Consider the following 18005-nt stretch of genomic DNA (forward strand, 5'->3'; position numbering starts at 1 on the left):
AGCGGCTTTTTTATGCTGTCTGTCCCGTCCTGAATAGCGTTACCACTTTTCGATGAATGAATCGGGAGGTGTTATGCAATCAAGTGATAAGCGTACCCCGGGCGATTATTCCCTTGCCGCCAAACTTGGGGTTGTGATCCCGTGGAAGCGGGAGGGTTGACCGCCAAGCAGGCCAGCTCAACCGCCACTCTCCTGCACCAGTTCCAGCTCAATCACCTGCCGCGCCAAGGCATCGGCGGTCTGATCCAGACTATCGATCGGCTCGCTCACACCCACCGCGTCGAGCTCCTCTTTCAGCTGCCGGTTGGTTGCACACACCATGATCGGCACATCGGGTGCTACGCTGCGTACCGACTGGGCCACCAACAGGATACGCGGTTCGTTGCTCATCGCGATCACCACCGCGCGGGCGTGGTCGATCTTGATCTTCTCAAGAAACTGGCGGTTACCGGCATTACCGAAATAGACCGGTGCCCCCTTCTCTTTCGACGCCCGGAACGAAGTACCATCGTGCTCAACCCCGACGAAAGGCACTCCCGCCTCATCCAGCTGCGCACCGATCCGCTGCCCCAACACACCATAGCCGCAGATCACCACATGCTGCTCGTCCACTTCCTCTTCAATCTCGTCGACGCTGTGGCCGGCCTTCTGCTCCGGCTCTCGTGCCAGCATCTGGGTAATCCGGTCCAGATACTGAAACACGAACGGCGTCAGCATCATGGTCAACACGATAGCCATCACCAGCACCTGCCCCAGCTCCGGATCCATAAACAGGTTGTTGGCTTGCGCGGTTTCAAACACCACGAATGAAAATTCACCGCTCTGTGCCAACAAGAGCGCAGTTTTCAAGGAGGTGTGGGTACCATTGAAGAAGCGCAAAAAGGCGAACAGCACCAGACTCTTGACCGCCAGCAAGGTCACCATCACCAGCAGAATCATCGGCAGGTTGGCAACCACGAATAGCGGGTTGACCTGCATCCCCACGGTAATAAAGAACACCCCCAGCAGCAGATCGCGGAACGGGGTCAGGTCGGCTTCAACCTGATGCTTGTACTGGGTTTCAGACAACACCATACCGGCCAGAAAAGCACCCAACGAGTAGGAGAAACCAAGCCCATGGGCGAGCTGCGCGGCACCAACCACAAACAACAGAATCGCGCCCACAAACAGCTCGTTGGAGCGGGTACCGATGACGTGCTCCATCACGTGCGGAGTCATGATCCGCCCACCGAGGAACAGCAGCAGAAATACGATACCGCCATCCATCACCACATCCAGCATCAGCTGCGAGATGCTGTCCTGACTGCTGGAGAAGATCGAAACCATCAACAGAATCGGGATCACCGCGATATCCTGGAACAGCAGCACGCCGACGGAATTGCGCCCATAGCGGCGACTGATCTTGCGGCTTTTGGTCAGCAGGTTAAGGACTATAGCCGTGGACGACAGCGACAGCGCCAGGCTGACGATAAGATTGACCGTGGGCGCTATACCCAAGACCCAATGCCCGATGGCAAAGAAGATCGACGCGGTGATCGCCATCTGCAGCGGACCGTAAACGAACACCTCTTTTTTCATCAGCCGCAGCTTTTCCGGCGAAAACTCCAGCCCGATGGTAAACATCAGAAACACGATCCCAAACTCGGCGATCACCTCAAGACTGTCACTATGCTGCAGGTCGAAAGCGAACCCCACCGCCATGCCGGTGAGGATGTACCCGATCACCGACTCGACGTGAAACTTCTTCAGCAACACGTTCAGCAGCAGCGACACGCCGGCGCAGATCAGAACCAGAGTAATGATGTTATCCATGATCGAAGGCCGCCTCCGGGCCAGCAACAGAACTCAAACCGCCCCATGTTAGCGGATTACGGGTGGTTTATGAACGCGTTAAAACGCCCGAATCAGGGCTGGCGATTGGCGATCCCGAACGGGATGTGAACCGCCGGCGAGATCTCCGCCGCGGCATCCAGATGCAAGCGCTGATCGTCGAAGAAGATGTGTGGTTTTAACACCTCCAGCACCCGCCGTTTCTCCACCCCTCCGAGAAAAAAGGCGTCGTTGACCATGATTTCCCAGCTACGCATGGTATTGATCACCCGTTCGTGGGCCGGCGCGTTGCGGGCGGTCACTATCGCTACCCGTAGCCGTGGCTGATAACCGGGATCAGACTCGGCGCGCGCCTGTTCCAGCTGCTGGATCTGTGCGATCTTGCTCAGAAATCCCTGCAACGGCCCCGGACTGTGGGGTTGGTCAACCCGCTCACGCTCATACTGTTTAAACTGGTCCAGGTCGCCGCTCTGATAAACGGCTTCAGCCTCATCGTCCGCCAGCACCCCATCAAAGTCGAACGCCAGGCGCAGCTCGTCATCCTCGGCATCGTCAGCCGCATAGGAGCGCAGCACCAGCCCGGCCGGGAACCCCTTGGCTACCGCCTCGCGAACATCTGCCTCATTGGCGCTGAGAAACAGGCTGATATTGAACGCCGGAATATAGTCGTGGGGCGAGCGCCCCTGCAGAAACACCGCCCGCGTCATCCCAAGCCCGTAATGTTCGATCGACTTGAACACCCGCAAGCCGGTGTCGGGGTCGTTGTGCGACAGCAACACCACCTCCACCGGCGGGTTGTCCGGCGCCAGTGCATTAAGCGCCAGCAACCGGCGCACAAAGGGGTAGGCGACCCCGGGGCGTAACGGCTGATGCTGGTGCTCACGCTGGTAAACCCGATAGGCACGCTCACCTTTAACACGGAACACCTTGTCGGACTCGTCCAGATCAAACAGCGCACTGGATGCCAGACCGATCACCAGGCGTCCGTCGATATCAAATCCCATTCTTGCCCCCTTGTGGTTGATGGCGCCGCTTTGCCAGCGCCACCAGGCTTACCCCCAACGGCAACCGCCCCCACCCCAGAACCCAGCGTTCGCTGGCAAACACGGCGCGCAAACAGCCATTCAGCCAGCCAGGGGGCAAGCGTTCGTCGGTCGTTTCACCACCGCGCCAGCGTCCCAGCGCCCGCGCCGCAGCGATTAACGGCAGCAGCCAACAGTTATAGTAGCTACAGTACCGCACCTCGAGTCCCGCCTGTTGCAGCAGATCGAGCAGGCGGCCGCGCTGATAACGACGATGGTGGTGGTGACTGTGGTCGTGATGACTCCAAAGCCCCGGCAACGCCGGCACCGTCAGCAGCAACCAGCCTTCCGGCGTCAGCAGTTCAGCCAGTGCCGCGACCGCAGCAGCGTCATCTTCCACATGCTCGATCACATCTAGCGCACAGATCAGCCCAAACTGCTCGCGGGCAAAGGGCAACGGCCCCGGCAAACGCCCCTCCAGCGGCACAACAGCGGTCGCCTCGGCGCAGAGCGCGCGCGCCAGCGGCTCCGGTTCCAGCGCACTGACCAGGCCAAAGCGACTCAGCCAGGGCAGATTACCCCCGGTGCCGCTGCCCACCTCCAGCACCCGACGCCCGGCGCTACCGTCCCCCAGACCAAAGTGACGCAGCAGGGCTTGTACGATCTGCCGCCGGGCAACGAACCACCAGTGGCGACGCTCCAGCGCCGCCATCCGCCGATATACCGACTCATCCATTCGCTGCTATCCGCCCCTCTATCGGTGGTGGCCAAGAAACCGCTGTGGAATAATCCACTTACGGCCATTGTTGCAGCGTCCCGCACGTTTTCCAACGGCCGCAACCCAATTCGTTTATTCACGAGGCAGCCGTTGAACCACCTCCTGCTCTCCCGCGCCTCCGGCTGGGTTCCGGGCCTGCTGCTGGCAATCTTCGCCGTGCTGCTGGCGGAACCCATCTGGGATGCCGACTTCTGGTGGCACATCGCCTCGGGCCGCTGGATCTGGGAACAGCAGGCGCTACCCGGAAGCGATCCGTTCAAGGTTTTCGGCGACGGCAATCCGATCCGCCTGTCCACCGTGCTCCAGGGTCAGTGGCTGGGGCAACTGATACTCTACGGCCTGTTCCAGAGCGGCGGCGCCGATGCCGTGGTGGGCGCACGGGTCGCGCTGCTGCTGCTCACTCTGTGGCTGCTGTGGCAGCGCATGCGCCAGCGGGGCTCATCCCTGCTGAATCTGCTGCTGATCAGCGCCGCCGGATTCTGTCTGCTGGCCTACACCGGTGACCGGCCGCAACTCTATTCGATTCTTTACGCAGCGTTATTGGCCTGGAGTATTGAACGCGCCGAAACACGCGCCGACGCCCGCTATTACCTGCTGCTGCCATTGATCGGCCTGACCTGGGCCAACAGCCATGGCGGGGTCATTCTTGGCGTTGTCATTGTCAGCGGTTATGGTCTGATCTGGTGGCTGCCGCGGCTGCCGCTCCCCTGCACCGCCCCGCGGCTGCGCTGGCACTACACACTGGCATCCGCCGCGTTCGCGGCAACGACCCTGTGTACACCCAACGGCGTTGACACCTACCGCTACCTGCTTAACCTGCAGGGCAGCGAGCTGCAGGCTCGCACCTCCGAGTACGTCAGCTCTTTGCTGCTGTTCCAGCAGGGCCACTACGGCTTGCAGCTGTGGGCCTTACTGATCCTGTTCTGCGCGCTATTGGCATTGCCGCTACTGGTCCGTCAGGATGCGCGCAAGGCAGCGCTCACCGCCGGACTCATCTTGCTCAGCCTGGAGTCCTTCCGTTACTTTGTGTTCCTGCTGGTAGTGGCATTGCCTTACCTGAGCGGTGCACTCGGCGGGTACTGGCAGCAGCGCGCCGCAGCCGGTTTCCAGCGTTGCCAACAGCCGGGCTGGAGCCTGCTGCCGCTGGCACTCACCCTGATTCTGGCCCTGACGCTCTACCAACCGGGGCCGCGCAGCGGCATCAACCCCGACCGCTACCCCCGACAACTGACTACAGCTCTCACCGCAGCGGCGACTTTGCAGCCCGCCCGCAACGGTGGGCGCACTTTCAACTGGATGCGCTGGGGTGGCTACCTGCTGTGGCACACCCCGCAGCTGACCCCTTTTATCGACGGCCGCATGCTCAACGACGACCGCCTGGTGCCGTACACCCACATCCTCTGGGCTACTCCGCAAGGCGTGCAGTGGCTGGAACAGGGCCAGTTTGACTGGATCATACTGCCGGCCCGCAGCCCCGGCGGTGAAAGCTATGCCCTGCATCAACACTTGGCGCGTCAGCCGCGCTGGCAGATAGCCGCCCGCAACGCGGAAGGCTATCTTTACCGACGACACTGATACGGCACCCACGGAGAAGCCCATGGCCGGCCCGGAACTGACCCTGATTGCACCCGCGTACAATGAAGCGCCCAATATCCGTCCGCTCTATGAGGCCGTGCTCAAGGTGCTGGAGCCGGCCGGGATCAGTTTCGAGCTGCTGTTTATCGATGATGGCTCCCGTGACGGCACCGACGCCGAGATCGCCCTGCTGGTCGCCGCTGACCCGCGAGTCCGCTACGCCCGCTTCAGTCGCAACTTCGGTCATGAAGCCGCCTCCAGCTGTGGGTTTCGGCTGGCCCGGGGGCAGGCGGTGGTGCTGATCGACGCCGACCTGCAGGACCCTCCCGAGGTGATCCTTGAACTGCACCAGCGCTGGCGCGAGGGTTACGAGGTGGTTCACGCCCGTCGCCGCCAACGCCACGGCGAAACCTGGCTCAAACGCGCCAGCGCCTACCTGTTCTATCGCGGCTTCAATCGCATGGTGGAGCGCGCCATACCGGCTGATGTCGGTGACTTTCGCCTGGTAGACCGGCGAGTGGTGGATCACTTCAACGCCCTGCCCGAACGCAACCGCTTCGTTCGCGGCATGTTTTCCTGGCTGGGCTTTCGCCAGACCGTGGTGGAGTTCGATCGCCAACGCCGCCAGCGCGGGGTTACCAAGTACAACTACAGCAAACTGTTATGGCTGTCACTGGATGCACTGACCTCGTTCAGCGCGGCGCCGCTGCGGGCCTGCATGGCCTTTGGCCTGGCCATCACCCTGTTCAGCTTCCTGATCGCCGGCACCATAATTTTCCAGCGGCTGTTTTTCGACCTCGCCGTTCCCGGCTACGCCCTGGCCACCTCCGGGATCTTCCTGCTGGGGGGGATTCAACTGATCTTCCTCGGCGTCATCGGCGAATATATCGGCAAAATTTACACCCAGGTGCAGGGCAGGCCGCTCTACATTGTCGCCGGCAGCAGCGACGATCTGCCGCCCGCCCCCACCAAGGAAACCGCCGACCCGTCCCCTGAGTCGCATCCGCCCGGCCGAAGCTGATCTCCCGCCGTGCATAGGGGTGACTCCCCGATTTCTGCGCTTTATTTACTTTTTTCATCCCTGTCCGGGGCCGAAAACCCGCCGCCAGCCCGCGCCATTCCTGAGCCATATGTTTAATTAATGGCCAGCATTAGACAAAAGAATTAGTCACTCGACCATAATTGACATATAACAACCAGCCTGAATCAACTTTGACCTACACAGCCGCCCTCACCACAGGGCGCAGGGGCGTAGCGCCTCCGGGAGATAGAGTGATGAAAATAGGGGTTCCCAAGGAAGTCCACGCCAACGAGAAACGGGTGGCCACCACACCAGCGCTGGTAACCCAGCTGCAGAAGATGGGGTTTGAGGTCGCGATTGAATCCGGCGCCGGTACCGGTGCTGAATTCGCCGACGAAGCCTACCGTGACGCGGGCGCCGAGATTATCGAGGGGGCCGACGCACTTTGGGCCAACAGCGATATCGTGCTCAAAGTCCGACCGCCGGAGGAGCACCCGCAGCTGGGTCGACATGAAGCCGACCTGCTCAAGGAAGGCGCAACGCTGGTCTGTTTTCTGTGGCCAGCCCAGAACCCGGAACTGATGGAGCGCCTCTCCTCGCGCCGCGTCAACGTGCTGGCGATGGATTCGGTCCCGCGCATCAGCCGCTCGCAACGCTGCGATGCCTTGAGTTCCATGGCCAACATCTCCGGCTACAAGGCGGTGATCGAAGCCTCCAACCTGTTTGGCCGCTTCCTTAACGGTCAGATCACCGCGGCCGGCCGGGTCAAACCCGCCAAAGTGCTGGTGATCGGTGCCGGCGTCGCCGGCCTGGCTGCCCTCGGCACTGCCGGCCGCATGGGCGCCATCATCCGCGCCTTCGACACCCGCCCCGAGGTCAAGGAGCAGGTCGAAAGCATGGACGCCGAGTTCCTCACCGTCGAGATCGACGAGGACGGCAGCGGCAGCGGCGGCTATGCCAAGCAGATGTCGCAGGAGTTCATCGACGCCGAAATGGCACTGTTCCGCGAACAGGCCAAAGAGGTGGATATCATCATCACCACCGCGCTGATCCCCGGCAAACCGGCCCCCAAGCTGATCCTTGAGGATATGGTCGAACTGATGGCCGACGGCAGCGTAATCGTTGATCTGGCCGCGGAACAGGGTGGCAACTGCGAGCTGACCGTCCCGGGCGAGGTAGTGGTCCGCCACGGCGTCTCTATCGTCGGCTACACCGACCTGCCCAGCCGCCTGCCCACCCAGGCCAGCCAGCTGTACGCCACCAACGTCCGCAACGTGCTGTCCGAGCTTTGCCCGCAAAAGGACGGCGCGCTGCACTTCAACATGGACGACACCATCGTCCGCGGTACCACCGTCATTCACGATGGCGAAATCATCTGGCCGGCACCGCCGCCCCAGCTCTCCGTGGCCCCGCCCAAACCCAAGGCAGAACCGGCACCGGAACCGGAGCCGATATCGGCAGGCAAACGCAGCGCCATCACCCTCGGAGCCATGGGCGCCGCACTGGTTCTGCTACTGATGCTTGGCAGCGTGGCGCCTGCCGCATTCATGTCGCACTTTATCGTCTTCGTGCTGGCCTGCTTCGTCGGCTGGCAGGTGGTGTGGGCGGTGTCGCCCTCGCTGCATACACCCTTGATGAGTGTGACCAACGCCATCAGCGGCATCATCATCGTCGGCGCCCTGCTGCAGGCAGGCTCCGGCAGTAACGTGGTTTCGGTGCTGGCGTTCCTCGCCATCCTGATTGCCAGCATCAACATCGCCGGTGGTTTCTACGTCACCCAGCGCATGCTGAAAATGTTCGTACGAGAGGATTGATCATGGGCGGTTTAACCACAGCGGCGTACATCGGCGCCAGCGTACTCTTTATTCTCAGCCTTGGAGGTCTCAGCCACCAGGAGAGCGCCCGTCGCGGCAACCTCTACGGCATCGTCGGCATGGCGCTGGCGATCATCGCCACCCTGATCAGCGACCAGGTGTCCGGCCTTGGCTGGATCATCATCGCCATGCTGATCGGCGGTGCCATCGGCATCTACTTTGCCATCAAGGTGCAGATGACCCAGATGCCTGAGCTGGTCGCCATGATGCACAGCTTTGTCGGACTGGCGGCGGTCATGGTCGGTTTTGCCAGCTACCTGGATCCCGCCAACCATGTCATCGGGGTGGAAAAGACCATCCACGACACCGAGATCTACCTCGGCATTCTGATCGGTGCCGCCACCTTTTCCGGCTCACTGGTCGCCTTTGGCAAGCTGCGCGGCATCGTGATGAGCAAACCGCTGCACCTGCCCGGTCGCCATTACCTTAATCTGGCGGCACTGGTGCTGGCCATCCTGCTCGGCAACAGCTTCATCGGCAGCCATGACAGCGCCCTGCTGCCGCTGATGCTGATGACCCTGATCGCGCTGGCGTTCGGCGTCCACATGGTAATGGCGATCGGCGGCGCTGATATGCCGGTAGTGGTGTCGATGCTCAACAGCTACTCCGGCTGGGCCGCAGCAGCGGCGGGCTTTATGCTTTCCAACGACCTGCTGATCGTAGTCGGTGCGCTGGTCGGCTCCAGCGGCGCCATCCTCAGCTACATCATGTGCCGGGCGATGAACCGCAAGTTTGTCAGCGTGATTCTGGGCGGCTTCGGCAGCGCCACCAGCAGCAGCGCCGGCAGCGATGAGGAGCAGGGTGAAGTATCCCCCACCAGCGCCGAAGAGGTGGCCGAAATGCTCACCAACGCCAACAGCGTGGTGATCGTACCCGGCTACGGTATGGCGGTGGCCCATGCCCAGCACCCGATCTCCGAGATCACCAAGACCCTGCGCGCCAAGGGGGTTGAAGTACGCTTTGCCATCCACCCCGTCGCCGGTCGTATGCCCGGCCACATGAACGTGCTGCTGGCAGAAGCCAAGGTCCCCTATGACCTGGTACTGGAGATGGACGAGATCAACGACGACCTGGGCGAAACCGATGTGGTACTGGTGATCGGCGCCAACGACACCGTCAACCCCGCCGCCGCCGAAGATCCGGGCAGCCCCATCGCCGGGATGCCGGTGATCGAGGTGTGGAAGGCCAACACCGTAGTGGTGTTCAAACGCTCCATGGCCACCGGCTACTCCGGGGTTGAAAACCCGTTGTTCTACAAGGACAACACCCGCATGCTGTTTGGCGACGCGCGCGAAAGCGTTGACGCCATCTTCAAGCATATCTAGGCGGAGCAACGCAAAACGGCGGAGCCTGGCTCCGCCGTTTTCTTGGTAACTCACCGGTTTTTCAACCGCGCATCAGCGTGCGGCGAAAAAACCGCCCCCATGCCGCCACGTCCCTTGGCGCACCGACCCCAAGTCGCTATAATCGCCGCTCCTTTCCAGGGCCTATAGCTCAGTTGGTTAGAGCAGTGGACTCATAATCCATTGGTCGCAGGTTCAAGTCCTGCTGGGCCCACCACCACTCCCCTATGGCGCACCAATGGCGCACCAACCAGCAACAAACCACAGAACATCAGGCATATCACCTACTCCGATTACAGTCCTACATTGGATAGCCAGAACCAACTCTCAAGCACCTAAGAGCGGTCATAAGCACTGCCGCAGAAAGTGACCGAAAAGGGCACATAGTTGCCGTATTCGGTATGGACCTAGCACTTAAACTCCAACCAAACCAATTACTGATCCTCCTTTGTGACTAAATCACTTGCGCATCAGCGCCGACAATGGAACTATCTGCCTCCAACAGGCTCTGAGCAGCTTGTACCACCGCGAAACTGGCAGGAACGCCCGTGAGCCTGATTTTTGGACAGCAGAAACTCCGCCACACCAGCCGCATGAACATTTTGGTGCTGGTACTGACCCTGTTTGTGGTCGGCAGTCACTGTTCGGTGGCGATGGCGCAGGTGAGCATGTCCGAGCTGGAGCGGCCCGACGTATCCTCTCATGCTGCGATGGAGCACCATTGCGGCGAGACGCTCAGCCTTGATGCCGATAATGGCGATGGGCTCTGTCTGGACGATCATTGCCCCGATTCTTTGACCCCCTTGCAGACGCAGTCCCACAAACTGAGCAAGCAGGGCCTGGATACTCCGGATCTGCTATTAGCCCCGTCAGTGACATTGCCGCTTGCGCGCGCCGGCCCTTGTGGTTCCGCGACTGAACTTCATTCTGCTGAGTTTCTCTCCCCCCCTCTCTTCACCACGCTCTGTGTTCTGCGGCTATAAGCCCTGCGCATCGCGCCGTTGATGGCGCTGAATCTCCACAAGTTTTGATGTGATCTGGTGATCGGTATGCCCTTTTTGCGGCGCATGGCCCGATCGCTGCGACAGGAGTCAACTGGATGCGTATTTTGGCAGCACCTGCCTTGGTGGCAGGTCTGATTCTGGGGCTGAGCGTGGCCCCGCATGGTTGGGCCGAGGAACGACTGAGCCTCGCCGCGGCCCAACAACAGGCGTTAGCGGATAATCCTCGTCTGGCACAGATCGAAGCTCGCTACGAGGCAGCTTTGACCCGGCCGTCACAGGTCGGTGCGTTACCGGACCCGACCCTCAATCTGGGGATTATTAGTCTCCCCACCGATACCTTTAACCTCGACCAGGAGCCGATGACCCAGTTGCAGGTTGGGATCAATCAGCCGATCCCCTGGTTCGGCAAGTTGGAACTGGCCGAGGCCGCTGCCCAGCGGGATGCCGACGCTGCCGCCGAAGAGTTGGCCGAAGCGCGAGTATTGTTGGCGCGGGACGTGGCCCGTGGCTGGTGGGCGTTGTTTTACCTCGACCACGCGCTGGCGGTGGTCGACGCCAACCTTGACCGGCTGCGCGAATTTAACCGTATCGCCCAAAGCCGCTATCGAGTAGGCAAGGGGCTGCAGCAGGATGCGCTGCAGGCGCAGCTGGAGCTCTCGACCCAGTTGGAGCAGCAGATCCGCCTGGGTGGTGAGCGGCGCCAGGTGGTGGCGCAACTCAATGCACTGCTGGGGCGTGCCGGTGATATCCCGATCACGCTGCAGGAGCCGCCATCGGTGACCTTGCAGCCGCTGCCCGATTCCGGGCAATTGGTGGAGCGCGGGCTTACGCAGCGCCCAGCCATCCGACGCCAGCAGCGACTGGTCGATGCGGCTGGTGAGCGGCGCGCGCTGGCGGAACGCGATCGCTACCCGGACCTGAGCCTTGGCGCAGCCTACGGCTATCGCCAGGATGCGCCCAACGGTAGCTCCCGGGCCGACCTGCTTTCGGTGACGCTGGGGATCAAATTGCCCCTGTACGCCGACCGCAAGCAGCATCGAGCGATCGACCAGCGCGGAGCAGAGCTGATTGCCGAGCAGCAGGCACTGCGGGAGTCGCAATTGGCGATGCGCGCTGAGGTGGAGCAGTCCATCGCAGATTACCAGCGCGCGCGGGAGCAGACCGAGCTGCTGCAGCAAGGGATTATTCCTCAGGCGCGGCAGACCGTCGCCTCCATGTTGTCCGGCTATCAGGTGGGCAAGGTGGATTTCACCGCGCTGGTGCGAGCGCAACTTCAAGTCAATCGAGTTCAGTTGCAGTACTGGGCCGCTCTGCGCGATGCGCAGCAGGCGCGCGCCCGACTGGTCGCCGCGGTGGGGGGCGAGATAGATGAATAAATCAGTATTCGGTATGGCAGTGACGCTGCTGTTGGGTATCGGCGGCGGCTTGGGGCTGAGCTACTACTTGCCCATGATGAATGGTGCTGGCGACGCTGCAGCGACCGCGTCTTCTTCGAGCGATGAGGCTGGCAATAAACCGCTGTTCTACCGCAATCCGATGAACCCGGCGATCACCTCACCGGTACCGGCCAAAGATGAGATGGGAATGGACTACATTCCGGTCTATGCCGATAAACCCAAGGCCGAGAAGAAACCGCTGTTCTACCGCAACCCCATGAACCCGGCGATCACCTCGCCGGTGCCGGCGCAGGATGAGATGGGGATGGATTACATTCCGGTTTATGCCGACGACGACGGTGGCAGTGACGAACCGGCCGGCACGGTCAAGATCGATCCGGTGGTGGTGCAGAATATCGGCGTGCGCACCGTAGCGGTTGAACAGCGCGATATGGCCAAAACCGTCCGCGCCAGCGGTCGGATCACCGTTGATGAAAGCCGGATGGCGCGCTTGCATCCGCGCACCGAAGGCTGGGTTGAGCAGCAGCGGGTGGCGCGCATCGGTGACAGCGTTATGCGCGGCGATGAGCTGCTGCAGGTTTATTCGCCGCAGCTGGTGAACTCGCAGCAGGAGTACCTGCTGGCGCTGGAGAACCTCAAGGCCCTTGAGGGCAGTGATTACGCGGATATCCGTAATGGCGCTCGAGAGTTGGTGGACAGTGCCTACCAACGGCTGCGGTTGCTGGATATGCCCGAACATGAGATTGCTGAATTGCGCCGCCGCGGCAAAGTGAGCCGGCAGGTCAGCATCGAATCACCGGTGGATGGGGTGGTGCTCAGCATTGGCGCCCGTGAAGGGCAGTTTATTATGCCTAACACCGAACTCTACATGCTCGCCGACCTTTCCAAAGTGTGGTTGCTGGCAGATGTGTACGAGTATGAACTGCCCTGGGTTCGGGTCGGCGATCAAGCCACGGCCCGGATTACCGGTCTTGGTGACCGTCGGTTTACCGGCACGGTGTCCTACATCTACCCCTACGCTGAAGCCAGAACCCGCACGGTCAAAGTGCGGCTGGAGTTCGATAACCCTGACGGCGAACTGAAACCCGACATGTTTGCCCAGGTCCGCATCGGCGCCGCCGAGCGCCAGCAGGCGCTGGTGATACCGAGCGAGGCGGTGGTGCGCTCTGGGTCCCGTGAGCAGGTGTTTGTGGTGCGTGGCGAAGGCAAATACGAGCCGCGTGAAGTGGAGCTGGGTTACAGCAGCGATGGCCTGGTTGAGGTGCGCTCCGGGCTTAAATTGGGTGATCGGGTAGTGAATTCGGCGCTGTTCCTGATCGACTCTGAATCCAAGCTGCGCGAGGCCACCGCCAAGATGATGGAAGCCAGCCAGGCTCCGGCTGGCGATGCGTCCCTCGATATGGGCGATATGGATATGAGTGGCATGGATATGGGCGGGCTGTCGATGGACGGCATGCAAATGGACAGCATGAGCATGGACGGCATGTCGATGGATCAGGCGGCGTCGGATCAGCTTTCCATGGAGTCCATGAGCCTCAGCCAGGGGGAGGCCAAAGCGGATGATTAACGCCACCATCAACAGCTCGCTGCGCAACCGCTTTCTGGTGCTGATCGCCACCGCGCTGCTGGTGGCGGCCGGTATCTGGGCGGTCAAGAAGACCCCGCTCGATGCGATTCCGGATCTGTCTGATGTGCAGGTAATCGTGTTTACCGAGTTTCCGGGGCAGGCACCGCAGGTGGTCGAGGATCAGGTGACCTATCCGCTGACCACCGCCATGCTCGGGGTGCCCTACGCTAAAGTGGTGCGCGGGTTCTCGTTCTTTGGTTACTCCTTCGTCTACATCATCTTCGAAGATGGCACCGATATGTACTGGGCCCGCTCGCGGGTGCTGGAGCAGCTCAACTACGCCGCCAGCCGGCTGCCCGACGGAGTGCAGCCGGTGCTGGGGCCCGACGCCACCGGGGTGGGTTGGGTGTATGAGTACGCGCTGGTGGATCGCAGCGGTCGCCACGACCTGGCCCAGCTGCGCTCTATTCAGGACTGGTACCTGCGTTACCAACTGCAAACCGTGCCCGGGGTGTCTGAGGTCGCCAGCGTGGGCGGCCACGTCAAGCAGTATCAGGTCGAGGTAGATCCCAACCTGATGGCGCGCTACAACGTGCCGCTGTCTCGGGTCAAACAGGCGATCAAACGCTCCAATAACGATGTCGGTGGCCGACTGGTAGAGATGGCCGAGACCGAGTACATGGTGCGCGGGCTGGGGTATATCCGCACCCCGAGCGACCTGGAGAACATTCCGGTCGGTGCCGCGGTTGACGGTACCCCGCTGCGGCTCAAGGATATCGCCCACGTGCAACTGGGGCCGGAACTGCGCCGCGGCATCGCCGAACTGGACGGCGAGGGCGAAACCGTGGGCGGTATTGTGGTGATGCGTTACGGCGAAAACGCCCAGGCTACTATCGAGGCGGTCAAGGAGCGGCTGGAGCAGCTCAAGCCCGGCCTGCCCGATGGCGTCGAGATCATTCCGGTTTATGACCGTAGCGATCTGATCGAACGGGCGGTCGACAACCTGGTGGTCAAGCTGGTGGAAGAGTCGATCGTGGTGGCGGTGGTGTGCGTACTGTTCCTGCTGCACGCACGCTCGGCGCTGGTAGCGATTGTTACCCTGCCGATCGGCATTCTGATGGCGTTTATTGTGATGCAGTGGCAGGGGATCAACGCCAATATCATGTCCCTCGGCGGGATCGCCATCGCTATCGGGGCGATGGTGGATGGCGCCATCGTGATGATAGAAAACGCCCACAAACACCTGGAGCTGGCCCACGATCGGCTTAAACGGGAGCTGACCAGTGGTGAACGCTGGCGGGCGGTCGCCGATGCCGCACGCGAGGTGGGGCCGGCGCTGTTCTTCTCACTGCTGATTATTACCGTCTCGTTCCTGCCGGTGTTTACCCTGCAGGCGCAAGAGGGGCGGCTGTTCAGCCCGCTGGCCTTTACCAAGACCTACGCCATGGCGGCAGCGGCGCTGCTAGCGATCACCCTGGTGCCGGTGCTGATGGGCTACTTTATTCGCGGCAAGATCCTGCCCGAGGCTAAGAATCCGGTGAATCGCCTGCTGCACTGGCTGCATGCGCCGGTGCTGGGGCTGGCGCTAAAAGTGCGTTGGCTGACTTTGTTGTTGGCTCTGGTCGCGGTGGCCGCCACCTGGTACCCGGTGTCAAAACTGGGCAGCGAGTTTATGCCGCCGCTGGACGAGGGCGACATCCTCTATATGCCCACCACCTACCCGGGGGTATCGATCACCAAGGCGAAGGAGCTGCTGCAGCAGACCGACAAAATCCTTGCCAGCTTCCCCGAGGTGGAACGGGTATTTGGCAAGGCCGGCCGTGCCGACACCGCCACCGATCCGGCGCCGCTGGGGATGCTGGAAACCACGGTCAAGTTGAAGCCCAAGGATCAGTGGCCTGACCCGACTAAGACCACTCAAGAGCTGATGAACGAGATGGATCAGGCGATCAAGTTCCCCGGTCTTGCCAATGCCTGGACCATGCCGATCAAGACCCGCATCGACATGCTTTCTACCGGGATCAAGACCCCGGTGGGGATCAAGGTCAGCGGCCCCAGCCTGGCCAAACTGGAAGAACTGGTGTTGGAGATAGAGGGCGTGGTTCGGGAGGTGTCGGGCACGCTGACCGCGTTCGGTGATCGCGCCGTGGGTGGTTATTACCTCGACTTTGAGATCGACCGCGAGCAGGCCGCCCGTTACGGCCTGACCACCGGCGATGTGCAGGATGTGATCCAGACCGCCATCGGCGGCATGAACGTCACCCGAACGGTCGAAGGGCTGGAGCGTTATCCGGTCAATATCCGCTATCCGCGAGAACTTCGCGACGACCTGGAGTCGTTACGGCGGGTGCTGGTGCCGACGCCCGGCGGTGCCCAGATTCCGCTGGCGCAGTTGGCCGATCTGGAGCTGCGCCGGGGGCCTCCTGGAATTAAGAGCGAGGATGCCCGGCTGACCTCCTGGATCTATGTTGATATCTATGTCTCTGATATCGGCGGCTATGTGCGTGCCGCGCAGCAGGCGGTGGCTGAAAAGATCGATGTGCCGGCGGGCTACACCATCAGTTGGTCGGGTCAGTTTGAGTACATGGAGCGTGCCGCTGAGAGGCTCAAGATCGTCATTCCGGCGACGCTGCTGATCATCTTCCTGCTGCTCTACTTCAACTTTCGCAATATCAGCGCGCCACTGGTGGTGATGCTGTCGATCCCGTTCGGCCTAGTGGGCGGCATCTGGCTGATCCACGGACTGGGTTTCAACCTGTCGGTGGCGGTAGCGGTGGGCTTTATCGCTCTGGCTGGAGTTGCTGCCGAGATCGGGGTGCTGGTACTGACCTTTATCGACCAGGCGGTAGCGGCCAAGCGTCAGGCGCTGGTGATACCACGCAAGCTGACGCGCGAAGAGATCTACCAGGCCGTATTGAAAGGTACGTCTGAGCGGGTGCGCCCTATCGCCATGACCGCGGTGACGATTATCGCTGGTCTGCTGCCGATCATGTGGAGCGACGGTACCGGCTCCGAGGTAATGCAGCGGATCGCCGCGCCGATGGTGGGCGGTATGGTCAGCGTCACCCTGCTCTGCCTGGTGGTCCTGCCGGTGATCTACGGTCTGGTGCTGCAAGTGAAAGAACGCTTGCGCAAACAGCATCACCCGGTCAAGGAAGCGGCGCAAGAACAGCCGCAACTCAATTAACATTTTGATTAAGCAAACAACAAAGGAATCAAAACCATGAAACTCAAGCAACTGTTGATCGCTTCTTCTGTTTCCGCGCTGATGGCCAGCACCTCATTGCAAGCGGCTCCGGGGAAAGATGACGGCCACAGCCATGGTCACGCCAATCACGGCCAAGCTAAAGCCGCAGAGATGAATCATGACACGATGAACCACGACAGCATGGGCCACGGCGCCAGCAAGATGTTTCTCGAAAAGCGAGATATCGACGGCTACACCGTTAGCTTTCACGTGATGGAGGCTAACGCAGGGATGCAACACGGTGGCTCCCATAACCTGATGGTTAAAGTGGAGCAGGGCGCCAACGTTATCGGTGATCTTAAAGCCAACTCCAAGGTGATCTACCCTGATGGCGCCGACGAGAGCAAGCCGCTGATGAAGATGGGTGACTGGTTTATGGCCGGATACGACCTCAAGCCGGGCGGTAAGCACCAGCTGATGGTGTTGTTTATGACCCCGGACGGCAAGAAGCACTTTGGTGGTGTCTATTACGGCGAATAAGCAGTTAGGGCAGGGGGCGACTCCTGCCCACAGAACAATAACAAGGAGAAGCGAGCGATGAAGAAACAGCTGACACTGATCGCCGGCACCTTGCTGGCAAGCGCTTCGCTGCTGGCCAGTGGCGCTGGGCAGCACAGCGGCGGCCATGGTATGTCCGATAGCAACATGGATATGGGTTCCATGAGCATGGACAACATGGATATGAGCCAGATGAAAAAACTGCCGGTCAAGCCGGGCGATGCGCCAACAGGCCCTGGCATGCTGGATGCTCACAGTATGCATGGTGGTCATAGCATGCACGGCGGTCACGCCCATGACTCCTGGGTTGAGCCACCGGCCGAGTTTGCCGATGCGGTGTACGATCAGTGGGACAACTTTGAACGCGCCAAGGCCGGCATGGCGGTTTACCGCGATAACTGCGCCAGTTGTCATGGCCTTGATGGTCGTGGCAGCGGACCGCTGGCATCCAAGTTAAAACATCCGCCGGCCGACCTCACCAACCACTTTCATGAAGCGCCGGGCAAGGGTGATCAATACCTGTTCTGGCGGGTGACCGAGGGCGGTACGGTGGAACCTTTTATCTCACAGGACTCTGCCATGCCGGCGTTTAAACACAGCCTCAGCGAGCAGCAACGCTGGGAGGTGCTGGCCTACCTGCATCAAGCGTTTCACCGTGGGTTCAAATAGACCGCAACAATTGGCCGAGGACATTCCCTAGGACACCACCGAGTTTTTTTAAGAGGGGGCGTCTGGTAAGCCGATAACTTGGTGGTATCGGTTATCAGCGAGCTTTAGCGCTGCGAACAAATGACTGCTTAGTCGCAGAAGCTGCCGTCATCGGGTAGCTATTGCTAGACGCAAATCTTC

General features: G+C 61.0%; 13 protein-coding genes and 1 tRNA gene. 11 read left to right on the forward strand and 3 right to left on the reverse strand.

Translation table 11 applies throughout. The features are described 5' to 3' along the window. Nucleotides 1-177 precede the first annotated feature (177 nt). From JJQ76_RS05215 to JJQ76_RS05225, 3 genes are all read right to left on the reverse strand, one after another. On the reverse strand, nt 178-1812 hold the full coding sequence (locus JJQ76_RS05215; protein ID WP_210395664.1) for a cation:proton antiporter: 1635 nt from the start codon (nt 1810-1812) through the stop codon (nt 178-180). 92 nt (nt 1813-1904) lie between these two features. After that, the gene (locus tag JJQ76_RS05220) at nt 1905-2834 is read right to left on the reverse strand and encodes a 5'-nucleotidase (protein WP_210395665.1); all 930 of its coding nucleotides are present in this window, start codon (nt 2832-2834) and stop codon (nt 1905-1907) included. Beyond that, entirely contained in the window at nt 2824-3588 is a 765-nt protein-coding gene (locus JJQ76_RS05225; protein WP_210395666.1) for a class I SAM-dependent methyltransferase, read from the reverse strand. The genes JJQ76_RS05220 and JJQ76_RS05225 overlap by 11 nt, the downstream gene beginning before the upstream one ends. A 132-nt stretch (nt 3589-3720) precedes the next feature. Between JJQ76_RS05225 and JJQ76_RS05230 the strand changes: the two genes are divergently transcribed. The 11 genes from JJQ76_RS05230 (at nt 3721) to JJQ76_RS05280 (ending at nt 17825) form a co-directional block, all read left to right on the forward strand. Then, nucleotides 3721-5205: a hypothetical protein gene (locus JJQ76_RS05230; RefSeq protein WP_210395667.1), complete on the forward strand. Its 1485-nt coding sequence runs from the start codon at nt 3721-3723 to the stop codon at nt 5203-5205. A 22-nt stretch (nt 5206-5227) separates the two neighbouring features. Next, on the forward strand, nt 5228-6226 hold the full coding sequence (locus JJQ76_RS05235) for a glycosyltransferase family 2 protein (RefSeq protein ID WP_210395668.1): 999 nt from the start codon (nt 5228-5230) through the stop codon (nt 6224-6226). A gap of 254 nt (nt 6227-6480) precedes the next feature. Beyond that, nucleotides 6481-8040 (forward strand): Re/Si-specific NAD(P)(+) transhydrogenase subunit alpha, encoded by a 1560-nt coding sequence (locus tag JJQ76_RS05240; protein WP_210395669.1) that lies wholly within the window; start codon nt 6481-6483, stop codon nt 8038-8040. Between the two features lie 2 nt (nt 8041-8042). Further along, nucleotides 8043-9425 carry a Re/Si-specific NAD(P)(+) transhydrogenase subunit beta gene (pntB, locus tag JJQ76_RS05245; RefSeq protein WP_210395670.1) on the forward strand — a complete coding sequence of 461 codons (1383 nt, stop codon included), beginning with the start codon at nt 8043-8045 and terminating at the stop codon, nt 9423-9425. Between the two features lie 158 nt (nt 9426-9583). Then, nucleotides 9584-9660, forward strand: a tRNA-Ile gene (locus tag JJQ76_RS05250). 331 nt (nt 9661-9991) lie between these two features. Beyond that, nucleotides 9992-10426 carry a hypothetical protein gene (locus JJQ76_RS05255; protein ID WP_210395671.1) on the forward strand — a complete coding sequence of 145 codons (435 nt, stop codon included), beginning with the start codon at nt 9992-9994 and terminating at the stop codon, nt 10424-10426. Nucleotides 10427-10542: 116 nt separating this feature from the next. Continuing rightward, nucleotides 10543-11823, forward strand: a complete 1281-nt coding sequence (locus tag JJQ76_RS05260; protein WP_210395672.1) for a TolC family protein — start codon at nt 10543-10545, stop codon at nt 11821-11823. Continuing rightward, nucleotides 11816-13411 carry an efflux RND transporter periplasmic adaptor subunit gene (locus tag JJQ76_RS05265; protein WP_210395673.1) on the forward strand — a complete coding sequence of 532 codons (1596 nt, stop codon included), beginning with the start codon at nt 11816-11818 and terminating at the stop codon, nt 13409-13411. The genes JJQ76_RS05260 and JJQ76_RS05265 overlap by 8 nt, the downstream gene beginning before the upstream one ends. After that, nucleotides 13404-16598: an efflux RND transporter permease subunit gene (locus JJQ76_RS05270; RefSeq protein ID WP_210395674.1), complete on the forward strand. Its 3195-nt coding sequence runs from the start codon at nt 13404-13406 to the stop codon at nt 16596-16598. The genes JJQ76_RS05265 and JJQ76_RS05270 overlap by 8 nt, the downstream gene beginning before the upstream one ends. A gap of 36 nt (nt 16599-16634) precedes the next feature. Next, nucleotides 16635-17138 carry a hypothetical protein gene (locus JJQ76_RS05275; RefSeq protein ID WP_210395675.1) on the forward strand — a complete coding sequence of 168 codons (504 nt, stop codon included), beginning with the start codon at nt 16635-16637 and terminating at the stop codon, nt 17136-17138. A gap of 57 nt (nt 17139-17195) precedes the next feature. Further along, the gene (locus JJQ76_RS05280) at nt 17196-17825 is read left to right on the forward strand and encodes a c-type cytochrome (protein ID WP_210395676.1); all 630 of its coding nucleotides are present in this window, start codon (nt 17196-17198) and stop codon (nt 17823-17825) included. Nucleotides 17826-18005: the final 180 nt, after the last annotated feature.

Source organism: Motiliproteus sediminis (genome assembly GCF_017912535.1).
GTDB classification, from domain to species: Bacteria; Pseudomonadota; Gammaproteobacteria; order Pseudomonadales; family Balneatricaceae; genus Motiliproteus; species Motiliproteus sediminis.